Origin of the sequence: Flavobacterium sp., from assembly GCF_043722275.1 — a bacterium.
Lineage (GTDB): Bacteria > Bacteroidota > Bacteroidia > Flavobacteriales > Flavobacteriaceae > Flavobacterium.
Window position 1 is genome coordinate 16,729 of the sequence record NZ_JAYSPC010000181.1, and the last position, 13,822, is coordinate 30,550.

General features: G+C 31.9%; 16 protein-coding genes and 1 pseudogene. 6 read left to right on the forward strand and 11 right to left on the reverse strand.

Annotated features, from left to right (window positions below; genetic code table 11):
• Window positions 1-53 precede the first annotated feature (53 nt).
• The 3 genes from ACHZDT_RS21265 to ACHZDT_RS21275 are packed head-to-tail and all read left to right on the forward strand — an operon-like array spanning window position 54 to window position 1,803.
• Window positions 54-818, forward strand: a complete 765-nt coding sequence (locus tag ACHZDT_RS21265; RefSeq protein WP_394776708.1) for an MBL fold metallo-hydrolase — start codon at window positions 54-56, stop codon at window positions 816-818.
• A gap of 12 nt (window positions 819-830) precedes the next feature.
• On the forward strand, window positions 831-1,334 hold the full coding sequence (locus ACHZDT_RS21270) for a hypothetical protein (RefSeq protein WP_394776709.1): 504 nt from the start codon (window positions 831-833) through the stop codon (window positions 1,332-1,334).
• 40 nt (window positions 1,335-1,374) lie between these two features.
• On the forward strand, window positions 1,375-1,803 hold the full coding sequence (locus ACHZDT_RS21275; protein ID WP_394776710.1) for a hypothetical protein: 429 nt from the start codon (window positions 1,375-1,377) through the stop codon (window positions 1,801-1,803).
• Between the two features lie 4 nt (window positions 1,804-1,807).
• Here ACHZDT_RS21275 and ACHZDT_RS21280 read toward each other — a convergent pair whose 3' ends face one another.
• The 7 genes from ACHZDT_RS21280 to ACHZDT_RS21310 form a co-directional block, all read right to left on the reverse strand.
• Entirely contained in the window at window positions 1,808-2,284 is a 477-nt protein-coding gene (locus ACHZDT_RS21280) for a hypothetical protein (RefSeq protein WP_394776711.1), read from the reverse strand.
• A gap of 15 nt (window positions 2,285-2,299) precedes the next feature.
• Window positions 2,300-2,434, reverse strand: a complete 135-nt coding sequence (locus tag ACHZDT_RS21285) for a hypothetical protein (protein ID WP_394776712.1) — start codon at window positions 2,432-2,434, stop codon at window positions 2,300-2,302.
• An 85-nt stretch (window positions 2,435-2,519) separates the two neighbouring features.
• Entirely contained in the window at window positions 2,520-3,104 is a 585-nt protein-coding gene (locus ACHZDT_RS21290) for a hypothetical protein (RefSeq protein ID WP_394776713.1), read from the reverse strand.
• A gap of 45 nt (window positions 3,105-3,149) precedes the next feature.
• A complete protein-coding gene (locus ACHZDT_RS21295) occupies window positions 3,150-3,794 on the reverse strand; it encodes an alpha/beta hydrolase (RefSeq protein WP_394776714.1) in 645 nt (214 codons plus the stop codon).
• 233 nt (window positions 3,795-4,027) lie between these two features.
• Window positions 4,028-4,354 (reverse strand): hypothetical protein, encoded by a 327-nt coding sequence (locus ACHZDT_RS21300; RefSeq protein ID WP_394776715.1) that lies wholly within the window; start codon window positions 4,352-4,354, stop codon window positions 4,028-4,030.
• A gap of 5 nt (window positions 4,355-4,359) precedes the next feature.
• Entirely contained in the window at window positions 4,360-5,613 is a 1,254-nt protein-coding gene (locus tag ACHZDT_RS21305) for a dihydroorotase family protein (RefSeq protein ID WP_394776716.1), read from the reverse strand.
• A gap of 131 nt (window positions 5,614-5,744) precedes the next feature.
• On the reverse strand, window positions 5,745-7,673 hold the full coding sequence (locus tag ACHZDT_RS21310) for a BatA domain-containing protein (protein WP_394776717.1): 1,929 nt from the start codon (window positions 7,671-7,673) through the stop codon (window positions 5,745-5,747).
• Between the two features lie 295 nt (window positions 7,674-7,968).
• Between ACHZDT_RS21310 and ACHZDT_RS21315 the strand changes: the two genes are divergently transcribed.
• Entirely contained in the window at window positions 7,969-9,081 is a 1,113-nt protein-coding gene (locus tag ACHZDT_RS21315; protein WP_394776722.1) for a lactonase family protein, read from the forward strand.
• A gap of 153 nt (window positions 9,082-9,234) precedes the next feature.
• Here the strand turns inward: ACHZDT_RS21315 and ACHZDT_RS21320 are convergent, their stop codons facing one another.
• Window positions 9,235-10,587 (reverse strand): DEAD/DEAH box helicase, encoded by a 1,353-nt coding sequence (locus ACHZDT_RS21320; RefSeq protein WP_394776718.1) that lies wholly within the window; start codon window positions 10,585-10,587, stop codon window positions 9,235-9,237.
• Window positions 10,588-10,809: 222 nt separating this feature from the next.
• Window positions 10,810-11,076 (reverse strand): annotated as a pseudogene (locus ACHZDT_RS21325) (DUF2400 family protein); the annotation flags it as partial.
• Window positions 11,077-11,162: 86 nt separating this feature from the next.
• Here ACHZDT_RS21325 and ACHZDT_RS21330 point away from each other — a divergent pair.
• The gene (locus tag ACHZDT_RS21330; RefSeq protein WP_394776723.1) at window positions 11,163-11,927 is read left to right on the forward strand and encodes a TIGR02757 family protein; all 765 of its coding nucleotides are present in this window, start codon (window positions 11,163-11,165) and stop codon (window positions 11,925-11,927) included.
• 115 nt (window positions 11,928-12,042) lie between these two features.
• On the opposite strand, the gene ACHZDT_RS21335 is transcribed toward ACHZDT_RS21330, so the two are convergent.
• Together ACHZDT_RS21335 and ACHZDT_RS21340 are read right to left on the reverse strand one after the other, a co-directional pair.
• Window positions 12,043-12,576 carry a hypothetical protein gene (locus ACHZDT_RS21335; RefSeq protein WP_394776719.1) on the reverse strand — a complete coding sequence of 178 codons (534 nt, stop codon included), beginning with the start codon at window positions 12,574-12,576 and terminating at the stop codon, window positions 12,043-12,045.
• 82 nt (window positions 12,577-12,658) lie between these two features.
• Window positions 12,659-13,111: a hypothetical protein gene (locus tag ACHZDT_RS21340; protein WP_394776720.1), complete on the reverse strand. Its 453-nt coding sequence runs from the start codon at window positions 13,109-13,111 to the stop codon at window positions 12,659-12,661.
• A gap of 105 nt (window positions 13,112-13,216) precedes the next feature.
• Here ACHZDT_RS21340 and ACHZDT_RS21345 point away from each other — a divergent pair, with 105 nt between their 5' ends.
• A complete protein-coding gene (locus ACHZDT_RS21345) occupies window positions 13,217-13,438 on the forward strand; it encodes a helix-turn-helix domain-containing protein (protein ID WP_394776721.1) in 222 nt (73 codons plus the stop codon).
• Window positions 13,439-13,822 lie beyond the last annotated feature (384 nt).

A 13,822-nucleotide genomic window follows, 5' to 3' on the forward strand; every position in this document is an offset into this window, starting at 1 on the left:
AGGGTTCTAATGAAAGAGAAATAATCCTATTTTTGTAAAAAAAATAAGTTCAATTGAAGGTACATTTTTTAGGCACCGGTACATCTCAAGGTATTCCGATTATCGGAGTCGATCATCCCGTTTGTAAAAGCACTGATCCTAAGGATAAAAGGCTCCGCGTATCCATCTGGATTACCTGGAACGAGCACTCATATGTAATCGATTGCGGACCTGATTTCAGGCAGCAAATGCTTTCATGCGGCTGCAATCATGTTGATGCAATCCTGTTTACACATGAACATGCAGATCATACAGCAGGTTTAGATGATATTCGTCCGTTTAATTTCAGGCAGGGCGAAATTCCTGTTTACGCGCATCAACGGGTAATCGATAATTTAAAACGTCGTTTTGATTACGTTTTCGAAACCGTAAACAAATATCCCGGCGCTCCAAGCGTCAAAACAATAGAGGTCGTGAACAACGAGCCTTTTGCAGTAGGAGATAAAACGGCAATTCCCGTAAATGTAATGCATGGCGATTTACAGGTTTTTGGTTATCGTATTGATGATTTTGCCTATTTAACCGATGTTAAAACCATTCATGAAACCGAAGTTGAAAAACTAAAAAACCTTAAGGTTTTAGTAGTGAATGCATTGCGCGTAGAACCACACGATACACATTTTAATTTGCAGGAAGCGCTGGATTTTATAGATCTGGTCAAGCCCGAAGTTGCTTATTTAACGCATATTAGCCACGTTTTAGGCTTTCATGAAGAAGTACAAAAACAACTGCCGGAAAATGTTTTCCTTGCTTACGACAATTTAGAAATTACAATTTAATTATACCACAAAATGAAAAAATCCTTAATGCTTTATCTTTTTATCCTTGCGATACTTATGAATGTTTTTACTTATATGTTTTACAGCAGAGAAGTAAAATTTGGGCAAGACAGATATGATAAAACAACTAAGAAGCTAAGAGACAGCATCAATACAGTAACAACAAAATTAGCTGATGCTGATTATTTTTCTTTAGAACACAATGAAAATGCACAAAATTACTTTGATAATAGTGCAAGCGGAGGAAAAGTAATTTTGTACGAGAAATTGATTCCTGTTGTAACAGAGAAATTATTAGATCTAAATGCAAACCCAAACGGGAATCCTTATACTGGTCAGGATAAAATAGGTCCAAACAAGTTTATCATCAATAAAGTTAAAATTTTAAACCACAGATGGATTATTGCGGATTACAGCAATGGAGAAATATGGGGAGAAGTATTATTGAAATATTTTGTTGCTGATGATGAAAGCATCAGTTATGAAGTAATTCAAACCTGGTTATATCAAAAATAGAAAGAATAATCTTATATTCGGAATATTAAATTATAGGACTATGAAAAAAATATTTTTATTTTCGATTATTATAGGTCTTTCATTTTCTTGCGCGAAGAAAGTTTCCGAAGAAAAGAAAACCCCGAAAGAACAAGAATCAAAACCAGCCGTTGTGGGCGGAGATTCAGATACTCATGGATGCAAAGCTTCGGCAGGTTACACGTGGTCAGGTCTTAAAAAAGAATGTGTACGACTTTTTGAAATCGGTACAAAATTAGCTCACGCCGAAGACGGAAAAACCTATTCTACAGTTGCATACGTTATTTTTGATGGAAATAATGCAGAACTTTTTCTGGATACCCAAAAAGAACCCATCCTTTTAGAAAGAAAATCCGAAGGTGATTCTTGGATAAAAGGGGATCTTCAATTAATTCCCTGGAAAGGTTATGTATTAAAAAAAGCAGGTAAAATTATTTATACAGGACAATAAAAGTTTACTTGTTTTCAAAGTAGGGAAGACCGTCCTCTATAATTGCTTTAATTTCATATTCATTTTCAATTCTTGAAATTAAATGAATATGATGATCACCATTTTTTGGATCTTTTATTACAATATTTTCGCACACAAAATTATTATCGAAATTTTGTTTTTCAAACATTTTGTAAAACAAATTACTCCTATATTGTGCATCAGAAATATGTTGACGATTTTTGTTTTTGGTAATTGGATCATTGCTGCAGTAAAAGTATAAAACGACGTTATTTTCATTTATAAACTGCTCAATGGTTTCTGAAAAATGGAATAAAGTCTTTCCGTTATTTATTTGAATGGGATTTACCATAACTTCAATCGTTATGTCTACAATTGGTAAAGTAAAAGTTTCAGGAAGATGAGTTTTATTGAATTCGGTAAATTTTATTAGATACTGAAATCCCTCAACCGTTGTGTACGGTATAATTTTATCAAGCATCTATGATTCTTGAAATTATTTTTTGGGGAAATATTTTGTCCATTCAGTACGCATCTGTTCTTTACGCTCTTCTTTTGCCTTGCGTAAATTTTTTAGATTGTCTAAAAGACGATCAGATGGTTTATCAATGTGAATAGTTGAAGTTTTCATTCTACAAAGTTAGCAATAATTATCAAAGAACAATTCTAAATTAATATACGTAAAAGCTTACAAGAATTATTTTTTTAATTAGCTATTAAAAAAAATCCTTAATCATTTTTGAACTTTCCTCAGGGTTTCTCAGTGATACAAATTCGCCATTTTCATCTATTGTAAAATGTCCTTTAAAGGCTTCGGGCATTGCATTATACTGCTCATTAACTTGGTTCAAAGTTTCTTTAAAACAGTTATAATTATATTTCTCGACTAAATATGGCAAAGAATTTTGTCCTTTTAAAAGTTCATATTCCTGATAATTATAAGGAGTTGTTTCTTGTCTTTTATATAATGTCTGATTGAATTTCTGTAGTAATTTTTCAATTTCCTTTTCAGATACAAATTTTGAAAGTCCACGAAGAGCGTAGATTTTCATATCAAGATATCTTTCCTTTTTGTATGCGTTATTAAAGAAATCTTCTAATTCCGGAAATTCAAAATCATATAATAACCGTAATATTTTATTCCTGATATCAAGTTGTTTTGTTCCCGAATAAATTCTTGTTAAGTGGACAAAGTTATTCTTATCAATAATTTTTTTATCTAAAGAAAATAACGCATCTCTAAAGTTGATATGTGATTCCTTTATTTTTTCTTCAGTTAATATAGCTGGTAAATTACTCATTATTAGGTTTTTAAAATGACTGAAACTGCAACTGAAAACTGTCAACTACAAAGCAAGCCAATTCTTAAAATCAAAGAAATTTTGAGGAGCCACACCATGACCAACAGGATATTCCTTATAAGTAACCGGAATATTTAATTTTTCCAGAATTGCAGGAGTTTTTCTGGCCCAATCAATCGGAATTACCTGATCTACAGTTCCGTGTGAAGCGAATATTTTTAGATTTTTGAAGTCATTTTGCTCAAAACCTTCTTTAATAATTTCGTCGTTAAAATAACCACTCATTGCCACAACTCTCTGAATTTTTTCAGGATATGAAAGTGCTACGGCATAACTCAAAATAGAACCCTGACTAAAACCAACTAAAGTTATATTGTTAGCATCAATAGGATAATTAGCAACTAATTCATCTACAAAAGTTGCAATTGCATCACGTGAAATTTTTGCCTGTTCGTTATCTGAAAATTTATTCTGGTCAGCATCAAAATTAATTGCGTACCAGGCATAAGCTCCATATTGTAAATCATAAGGTGCTCTTGCCGAAATAATGTAATAATTATCAGGAAGTTCAGTCGCAAACGAAAATAAATCGGCTTCGTTACTTCCGTATCCGTGTAATAAAAGCAAAACAGGATTTTTATCTAAGATTACTTTTGGTTCCTGTATTTTATATTTTAAAGATAGATTCATTTTTTAATTGTGAATTGTAAGTTGTTAATTGTAAATTTTCAACTTTGAGATTATTATAATAAAAAATCTGTTTTTATCTGCGTTTTTGCTTGCAAATCCGCGTCATCTGTGTGCTGAAATTATACGCTGATAAAACAGATTCGCAAGCGAAAACGTGGATTTGACGGATTTCTTTTTTATTTTACGTTGTAATTGGAATTTGGATTTTCAAAAATTTGGAATTGCCTTTTATATTATCCAATGCTTTTAAACCATTTTTGAAAAAGTCCTCCCACTAACGGAATCGGTCTTGTTTGTCCTTGGATAGCGCTAAAAATCCCATAAGTCCATAATATCGAAATACAAATCCACATTGGAAAAGTAATCATAAAGCTGTCGAAATTACTGATTATCGCGCCAAAAGAGATAAAAGCAAGCGATAATCCTAAAGCCTGACGGATATGAAATGAGGCAAAACTATTTTTGTTTTCAGAGTTCATAGACATCGCGATCAAAACACCAATTATTAAAATATAACTGGTAATGGCGATTGATTTTCCCTCTTCGATTGAATTATTCATTGTAATTATTTAGTGATAACAAGATTTTGATTTAAAATTCCGTACACAGAACCTTTAAGTTCAGTTCCTAAAAAAGCAGAATTTTTAGATTTTGAAAGAATATCTGCTTTCGTAAAAGTTGATTTTCCCTCCGGATTAAAGAATGTAAAATTAGCTTTTGAACCTTCGGCGATTGAGTCATTCTCGATTCCGAAAATAGCCTTTCCTAAAGTTAATTTTTCGATTATAGTTTCAAGAGGTAAAACAGTTTGTAAAGCTCCAAAAGCACTTTCAAGTCCAATAGTTCCGTTTTTAGCCGTATCAAATTCCATTTTTTTGAATTCAATATCAATCGGGTTATGATCTGAAGTAATTAAATCAATAGTTCCATCAGTAACTCCGTTTAATAAAGCAAGTCTGTCAGTTTCAGTTCGCAACGGAGGCGTAACCTTAAAACGTGTATCAAAACCTTCTAATTTTTCATCGGTTAAAACCAAATGATGTACAGCAACACTGCAAGTTACCTGCAATCCTTTTGCTTTAGCTTCTCTTATCAATTCAACCGATTTTGCTGTGGAAATTGTTGGTATATGAAGTTTTCCGCCGGTATATTCTAATAGAAATAAGTTTCTGGTAATTTGTAATTCTTCTGCTAAATTCGGGATTCCTTTCAAACCTAATTTGGTTGAAACAATTCCTTCATTTGCAACGCCATTTCCTTTAATAGTAGCATCCTGAGCATAAGTAATTACCAATCCGTCAAAATCCTGAACATATTGAAGCGCGATTTTTAAGAGATTTGCGTTATCGATACTTTTATTATAATCTCCAAAAGCAATTGCTCCGGATTTTTTCATGTCAAATAATTCTGCCATATCTTTTCCTTCACTGGCTTTTGTTAAAGCTCCAATTGGAAAAAGTTGAGTAGCAAAACCGTTTGCTTTGTTTTTTACAAAATTTACTTGTGATTGATTGTCAATAACAGGGAAGGAGTTGGGTTGTAAAGCAATTGCCGTAAAACCACTTTTTGCAGCAACATTTAGTCCGTTTGCAATGGTTTCTCTGTCTTCATAACCTGGTTCTCCAAGCGAAACGCTGCTGTCAAACCAACCTTGGGAAAGATGTAAATTGTCAAATTTTACTTCGGTTGTATCATCGATATCCAGGATCGAAGTTCCTATTTTTTCTATTAAACCATCTGCAATTAAAAGATCAACTGTCTGATTATGAAACGGACTTTTTGAATCTATAATTTTGGCGCTTCTGATGATTATTTTCATATGTAGAGTTTATTTTAATTGAAACAATTAAATTATTTTTTTAACATTAATGCTTAATTTTTCTGAACCATTATGGGATTAAGTTAATAAAGGAAAAACTTAATATTCTTAATGTCTTAATGGTAAAAAAATCATTTTACAAATTTGATAATTGCCATTTCCAGTGCTAAAAATAACAGTGCAAAGATAATAAACCATTTCCAAATTTGGCTGTCAGTTCGCTCAGTTTGTAGCGTGTTAAAAATGGTTGAAATCGTATCAGCGGTTTTAAAATCTGAAATTACATTTGTATTCACCTGACTCAAATCGCTTTCGCTTCTTTTATAATTAAAACTCAGATTTTCAACCCATTCTTTTTTATCAACAACACTATAATTTCCGGCTGTTTCAGGAAAATCATTAAATGTTAGTTTTACCTTATTATTCAATATTTGCTGAATCGGAATAAACGAATCTTCATTTCCTTTTACTTCTAAAATGGCATCTTTGGTCAATAAAACATCAACAAAATAAGGCTGATTGTTGCCAATAGTCAAAGCATTAACTCCTGTTTTTTGATTGTTTTGCCCCATTTTATAAAACAACGGAACAATCAACGGCGATTGCTGAAAGTTTGAATTTACGGAATTGATTGGTGCTGAAAAAACAGTAATTCCGGAAATCGGATTCTGGATTGAAGTTACAAAGACACTTTGATCTTCATACGATAAAACCGCCGGATATGGGCTTGAAATATCAAATGAATTAGTCGTTTTTGGATATTGGAAATTCGTGATTTTATTCTCAAAAACTCCCGAAAATAAAGGATGATCAAAATTGATTTTGGTAATTAACTTGCTTTTGTTTTCCAGATTCTTAAACTGAATTTTTCCGAAGTTCCCCAGAAATGTGTTCAGATTTGAAATGGGACTTTTCTCAGAAGGAATCACAACTAGATTTCCGCCTTTAGAAACAAATGCTTTTAAAGTAGTTTGTAATGCCTGCGGAACTTCAATTAATTCATTTAGAACAATCGTGTTTTGTTTTTCTAAACTATTGTAATCCAAACTGCTAATAGAATAATTACTATAATTGAATTCAGATGAAGTATAAATTCTTGACAAGAAATTGCTTTTTTCAAGTTCTCCAATACTAATAACATTCGTTTTTTTATTTTTCGAAATGCTAAAATAAAGTTTGTTGTCGTAGGTCAGGCCGTTATCTTCGATTGTTACATATCCGTGAAAAGCTTCTTTTGGAATTGTAAAATTGACTTTCTTTTTCTTTGCATCAAAATTGATAATTGTTTTGGCAATCAGTTTGTTTTGATTGTACAAAGCCATTGAAACAGGTTTGAAATCTTCTCCATAAGCGGATAAATTAACGCTTATTTCGTAGAAGTTTTCTAAAGTCTGATTGATAAAAACGCTGTCAATTGCAATATTATTTTTTTGTTCAGCTTCCGGAATAATGAAATATGGTTTTTCTTCGCTATCAATGTTTTTTACATCTTTCTCGGCTAAACCAACGGCATCTGTTATAATTACAATATCTTTTTTATGTGCCGATTTATGCGCTTTTATCTTCGCCATTATTGACGAAAGTTCAAAAGGAGTTGCGCTGTATTTTAAATTTTGTAAAGCACTTTTAGCTGATTTTATGTCTGTATTCCAGTAATTTTCGGTGTTGGTTAACAATGAAAACTGAGCAGTTTCCGGAGTATTTTCTAATAATTCCTGTACAGCACGTTTTAGTAATTCACCTTTTTTTCCTTTTGCCTGCATGCTAAATGAATTATCAAGAATGATATACATTTCATTCGATGCATTTTTACTGTCTTTTGCCTCAAAAAATGGTTGGGCAAAAGCCAAAATAATACAAGTCAATAGTAATAAACGAGTTGCCAGTAAAAGTCTTTTTTTTATTTTCGAACTTTTTCGGGTTTGAATAGAAAGTTCTTTTAAAAATTTTACGTTGGTAAAATAAGAGATTTTAAAACGTCGTAATTGAAATAAGTGAACCAAAATAGGAACTATCAATAAAAACAGAAAGTATAGAATTTCGGGATGTTTAAAATGCATTCTGGGTTAGATTTATTTCACTACTTTTTGTAGATACTGGTCAAAAATACAAATTTTTACTCAAACCATATAGGGAATGTTGTTAAACCACATAAGTGACGTAAGAGATTATAATTTCGTTTTATTTGGAAGAAGAATAAAGACTATTTAAATGCACTTATATCACTTTATCGTTTAATATTTATAAATGTATAGTTTGAAAAATGTAACTTCTGTCAATTCTTTTGTAACAAAAAATGAATTTATGAAAGATATTATTGAGTATTTTAGCATATTCAAAAACAATTCAAAAATTATGAAGAGATTATATATTCTATTTTTTTCGATTTTATCTTTTATGACTTCAAATGCTCAAAATAAATTTAACTTATTAGTAGGAACATATACCAATACTTGCGAAAGTAAAGGGATATATGTTTATGAATTTGATGCTGTTTCCGGTGATTTTAAATTAAAAAATTCTACCGAAAAATCAGTAAGTCCCAGTTATTTATCGGTTTCTGCAAATAATAAATTTCTATATGCAGTAAACGAAAACGGAACTCAAAGTGCTGTGAGTGCTTTTACATATGATTCACCAACGGGTAAACTTAAATTATTGAACACAAACGCTTCCTTGGGAGCAGATCCTTGTCATTTAATAAATGATGATAAAAACGTGATTGTTGCTAATTATTCCGGTGGAAGTATTGCTGTATTCAAGAAAAATGCTGACGGAAGTATAACCGAAGGACAACAATTAATTCAGCATGAAGGAAAAGGTCCAAATGCGGCGCGTCAGGAAAAAGCACACGTTCATATGGTTGTTTTTTCTCCGGATAAAAAGTTTGTTTTATCGAATGATTTGGGAGAGGATAAAATTTTTATTTATAAATATAATCCGAGTTCCAGCCATGAAATCCTTACTTTAAAAGAAACTGTTGATGTAAAAAAAGGAAGCGGACCAAGACATTTGACATTTAGTAAAGATGGCAAATTTGTTTATTTGGTTCAGGAATTAGATGCTACTTTGACCACTTTGAGTTACAATAAATCAGGAAGCTTAAAAGTACTTGCAGAAACAAGCATTCTTGCAAAAGATTTTAAAGGCGGGACAGGAGCAGCAGCAATTAAAATTTCGCCTGACGGAAAATTTTTATATATAACAGATCGTGTTGATGCTAATAATATTTCGGTTTATCAAATCCAGAAAGACGGAAGCATTAAATTTGTAGAGCAAGAAAGTACTTTAGGAAAAGGTCCAAGAGATTTTGCAATCGATCCTACAGGAAATTATCTTTTAGTAGGTCACCAATATACAAACGATATTATTATTTTTAAAAGAGATAAAGCAACCGGAAAGCTTACAAACACAGGTAAAAAGATAGAATTGTGTTCCCCGGTTGGGTTGATTTTTACGAAGATATAGTTTGTAGAGAGGTTCTAAGATTCTAAGGTGCTAAGGAACTAAGATTTATCTTAATTGTATAAAAAAGGCTTAAAGATTGATTAAAATCTTTAAGCCTTTTCTTATTTTTAACTTAGAACCTTAGCAACTTAGAATCTTAGTAACTTAAAAAAACTATTTATTCTTATCTTTCCTTTTCTTATCTCTCGTTTTTAACATGTTACGATTGACAGATCCGTGGGTTTTCTTTTTTGTTTTAGAAGGTCCGCCAAGATTGACTTTTTTATTCTTTTTATCTTTATCATGAAAAGCACCATCACCTTTTAGTGTTTGTTTTTTCATTAAAAACTTAATCGGTTGTTTGTCTTTTTCAGGTTCGATTAATTTTAGTGAAATTTCAACTTCTTCAGGAAAATCTGCTATTGCAAGTTCCCGATTCATTAATACTTCGACTTCGACTTTAAATTCTTCTTCACGAGGCGTGATAAAGCTAATTGCAGCTCCTGTTGCATCTGCACGACCTGTACGACCAATTCTGTGCATATATAATTCAGGAAATTCAGGAAGCTCAAAGTTAATAACGTGAGAGATATTCGAGATATCTAAACCTCTCGCCATAATATCAGTTGTGATTAATCCGCGAAGATTTCCTTCCTGAAATTCAGCCATTGTGCTCAAACGGTAATTTTGAGATTTATTGGAGTGAATTACTCCAAACTGACCTTCAAAATCTTCTTCAATTCTGGTATGAAGCATGTCTGAAATCTTTTTATTATTGACAAAAACCAAAACACGTTCCATGCTTTCGTTTGTTTCTAATAAATGTTTTAACAGATTTACTTTTGTATTAAAGTTAGGGACATTATAAGTGATTTGCGTAATGTTTTCAAGCGGAGTTCCTGAAGCTGCAAGTGTAACTTCTTCAGGGAAATCAAAAAAGTCATTCAAAACAGCATCAACTTCGTCAGTCATTGTTGCAGAGAACAAAATGTTTTGACGTTTGGTTTTCATCATTGCCAAAAGCGCTGTCAATTGCGTACGGAAACCAAGATTCAGCATTTCATCAAACTCATCAATAACTAATTTTTGAGTTTCATCAAAACGAATAACTGCGTCAAGCGCTAAATCCATTGTACGACCCGGCGTTCCAACTAAAATGTCAACACCTTCGTAAACAGCTTTTTTTTGTGTATTTATATTTACTCCACCAAAAATACCAAGTGTGCTAACCGACATGTATTTGGTTAATTTCTCCACTTCTTCAACAACCTGAACTACTAATTCACGTGTTGGAACCAGAATTACGATTTTAGGCGTATTGGTTGGCGTAAATTTGTATAATTTTAAAAGGGGCAATAAGTAAGCAAATGTTTTACCGGTTCCGGTTTGCGCAATTCCCATCATATCGCGCCCAGACATAATCACGGCAAAGGATTTTTCCTGAATAGGAGTAGGCGTAACAAAGCCTAATTCGTCGATTGCTTTTTGTACTGATTTTGGAAGATTGAATTTTTCGAAAGTGCTCATTTGCATTAAATTTTGTGCAAATGTACGTTAAATTCATGGTTTTTTTATCGATTTTTTGATTATATACCGTCTTGTCTCTCTGAGCGAAGTCGAAGAGCGTGCCAATTCGAACTTTGGGGCTTCGACTTCGCTCAGCCTGACATTTGTTACGCTCAGCCTGACATTTGTTGAAATCAGCGTAATATTTTACAAAAATCAGCGTGAATACGTTATGTTTAAAACCTAAAAACCTTCAAAAACGCCTAATCCAAAAAGCGCAAAATCATATTTTACAAGATCCTGAGCGTCCATTTCTCTCAATTTAAGATCAAGTTCAGCCAATGCTTTTCCGTCGTTTTGTTTTCGGGTAAGAATTTCTAATTTCCTCGCAACATTTCCGGAATGTACATCAAGCGGACAAGATAATGCAGCTGGTGAAATGGTTTTCCAGATTCCTAAATCAACGCCTTTTGTGTCCTGGCGAACCATCCATCGCAAATACATGTAAATAAGGGTAATTAAGGTAGTGTTTTTTTAAGATTATAATCAACTATATTTGCATACAAATAATGCCTTAAAACCAATAAAAAATGGTTATTCCTGAAAATGAGTTAAAAGATTTTCTTGATTCGAAAGTACTTCAATATAATACAATTGATTTTATTGAGCCTGACCCAATAAGTGTTCCTCATAGATATAAACAAAAAGAAGATGTTGAAATTTCAGCATTTTTAGCTTCAACAATAGCTTGGGGCAACAGAAAGATGATTACAAAAAATGGTCACAGAATGATGGATTTATTAGGCAATTCACCTTTTGATTTTGTAATGAGTCATAATGACTATCAATTGGAAAAATTAGAGGGTTTTGTACACCGTACCTTTAATTCAGATGACTTAATTTATTTTGTAAAAGCATTAAAATATATTTATTCTGAAAAAGGAGGTTTAGAGAATATTTTTACTGTTAATCAAACTGAAGATTCTTTGCAACCAGCTATCCATGAATTTCATAAGATATTTTTTGAAATACCACATCAACTTAGAACAAAAAAGCATGTTGCTGACCCATCTAAAGGTTCTGTTGCAAAAAGAATTAATATGTGCTTAAGATGGCTTGTTAGAATCGATAATTCTGGAGTAGATTTAGGTATTTGGAAAAGTATTTCTCCTTCAAAATTATCTTGTCCTCTAGATGTACATTCGGGAAATGTAGCACGTAAATTAGGGCTTCTAGAAAGAAAACAAAATGATGGTAAAGCGTTACTGGAATTAGATACTAATTTAAGATTACTTGACCCTCTAGACCCTGTGAAATATGATTTTGCTTTGTTTGGCTTAGGTATATTTGAAGGATTTTAACATTTAAATTACTTTTTATACGGTAACTTTTTTTATTTAGTTTCGCAATCTAAATCTAACAAAAAAAGCCACTTCAATAAACGGAGTGGCTTTTAGCTAATAAGAAATGATATTATTACGGAATAGCCGTAAATGTCCCTGTGGTGATATTGAATCTTTTTTCTACTATTTTAGTACCGTCACAGTAACCTAATGGAAAACCATTATCATTGGTTAAGTTACTAATATTGAATTCCCCTTTTAAGGTTTTTCCATCAAAACTAGTGATTTTTATTGTTCCAGATGTTTCGTCTGTATCCCAAAGGCTTACTTCTTTATAACAAAGTGAGGAGTCATTTAGAAGTAAAAAGTAATAGGTGTTTTTTGTGTATAAATTGTATGTTTTATTTGCAACTAAGACATTATCAGTTGTCCTGATTGTCAAACTAAATATTTCTAAGATATCAGAAGTCTTTCCTTTTACTTTTGGGGATGCAGTTATTTCAAACTCATTAGCACTAGTTGTTGTATCATCGTTTTTTATCCAATTTACATCAGACATCAAGTAGTTTTGTTCGTACTCGATTTTGTTTATTGTGAAATTTATTGCCGATGATTTTACGGGATTGTTTACATCATCAGTAGACTCATCAGAGTTTGAGCAATTCAAAAAGAAAGCTGGCTAATAACAGCGATACAAATTTTTTCATAGAATTTGTTTAAATTTAATATTAAAATGTTTGACTGTTTTATCAATACTCCCAACTTCTGTCTAGGTTACCAGTATGGTAATCATTTTCACTTAAACTATTATCCCTAAAATACAGCCTATCTTCACCATCATTCCCTTTTTCGAACCAAAACCTTCCGTAATTACAATATCCTAAATCTCTGTAATTGTTGTTAGCAGAATCTGTTTCAATATTTCCAATTGATAAAACGACTGGAGTTTGTTCAGACCAATCATCTTTTATGTTATCCCATGCACGTCCACTGTCTGCCATGACAAGATGTGACTTCCAACATTTGATTTCTTTTTCTGTAACCTCAAATCTGTAATATGTTATCAGACCACCTAGGCTAACAATTTCATCATGCCATTTTCCTTGAATGAAGTCCTTAACCTTCTCTGGCGATTCAATGACATTCTCACAGCTGGTGAGCCCAATAGCTAGCAAAAGAAGAAAGAATAGATTTTTTTTCATTTTTTTTGGTTTTAGTTGATTTAAAATTTAAGCGAAATAGTATTTTTTTTTATAACTCGGCGGATGCGCCGAGTTATTCATGTTTCATTATTCGAATTTTGAAGTATGTCAGAAGAACTTTTAATACAGCTAGGTCAACACATCAGTTTAAAAATTAAAGCTAAATTCAAGTCAACTTTGGATTTTTCTTATGCATGTGATGTTGACGAGGCTAGTCTGCGAAGAATTATAAAAGGAAAACAAAACTTTTCTATAAAAATCTTTCAAAAAATCTGTAATGCATTAGATATTAAAATGTCAGAATTACTTTCAGAGCTGAATCTTTGATATTCAATATTTTAATTTATTATTTGCATAATCTTAATAATACGCGAACATTCATGTATTAGAGCTGAGTCATTAATGTCTGATGTAGTATATGGCTTTACTGATGAAAGACTCGGTTGAAGTCTATCAACTTCTCGTCCAGATTGTTTTTTTGTAGATGCTCCAGTTGGATGACCTGTATTTGTTCTTATTTTATTAGAAAACTCCTTTTTCGTGTTTTCATGTTTTGTCCAATTCTTCGCAAATACTATCATTTTATCTAATATCTCAATTTTCTCTTTATCTTCTGGATATTCTGGATAAAGTGAGCACCTAATTCTGGATAAAAGTGAGCAGTATAAATGAACTCAAAAAGGTGTCTAAAAAGTAGTTTAAAAATATAAA

What these genes read in the sequence shown, in the direction of transcription:
- ACHZDT_RS21345 (WP_394776721.1), top strand. Translation starts at nt 13,217, where the DNA reads ATGTCAGAAGAACTTTTAATACAGCTAGGTCAACACATCAGTTTAAAA.
- ACHZDT_RS21340 (WP_394776720.1), bottom strand. Translation starts at nt 13,111, where the DNA reads ATGAAAAAAAATCTATTCTTTCTTCTTTTGCTAGCTATTGGGCTCACC.
- ACHZDT_RS21280 (WP_394776711.1), bottom strand. Translation starts at nt 2,284, where the DNA reads ATGCTTGATAAAATTATACCGTACACAACGGTTGAGGGATTTCAGTAT.
- ACHZDT_RS21320 (WP_394776718.1), bottom strand. Translation starts at nt 10,587, where the DNA reads ATGAGCACTTTCGAAAAATTCAATCTTCCAAAATCAGTACAAAAAGCA.
- ACHZDT_RS21275 (WP_394776710.1), top strand. Translation starts at nt 1,375, where the DNA reads ATGAAAAAAATATTTTTATTTTCGATTATTATAGGTCTTTCATTTTCT.
- ACHZDT_RS21295 (WP_394776714.1), bottom strand. Translation starts at nt 3,794, where the DNA reads ATGAATCTATCTTTAAAATATAAAATACAGGAACCAAAAGTAATCTTA.
- ACHZDT_RS21290 (WP_394776713.1), bottom strand. Translation starts at nt 3,104, where the DNA reads ATGAGTAATTTACCAGCTATATTAACTGAAGAAAAAATAAAGGAATCA.
- ACHZDT_RS21315 (WP_394776722.1), top strand. Translation starts at nt 7,969, where the DNA reads ATGAAGAGATTATATATTCTATTTTTTTCGATTTTATCTTTTATGACT.
- ACHZDT_RS21270 (WP_394776709.1), top strand. Translation starts at nt 831, where the DNA reads ATGAAAAAATCCTTAATGCTTTATCTTTTTATCCTTGCGATACTTATG.
- ACHZDT_RS21310 (WP_394776717.1), bottom strand. Translation starts at nt 7,673, where the DNA reads ATGCATTTTAAACATCCCGAAATTCTATACTTTCTGTTTTTATTGATA.
- ACHZDT_RS21300 (WP_394776715.1), bottom strand. Translation starts at nt 4,354, where the DNA reads ATGAATAATTCAATCGAAGAGGGAAAATCAATCGCCATTACCAGTTAT.
- ACHZDT_RS21285 (WP_394776712.1), bottom strand. Translation starts at nt 2,434, where the DNA reads ATGAAAACTTCAACTATTCACATTGATAAACCATCTGATCGTCTTTTA.
- ACHZDT_RS21305 (WP_394776716.1), bottom strand. Translation starts at nt 5,613, where the DNA reads ATGAAAATAATCATCAGAAGCGCCAAAATTATAGATTCAAAAAGTCCG.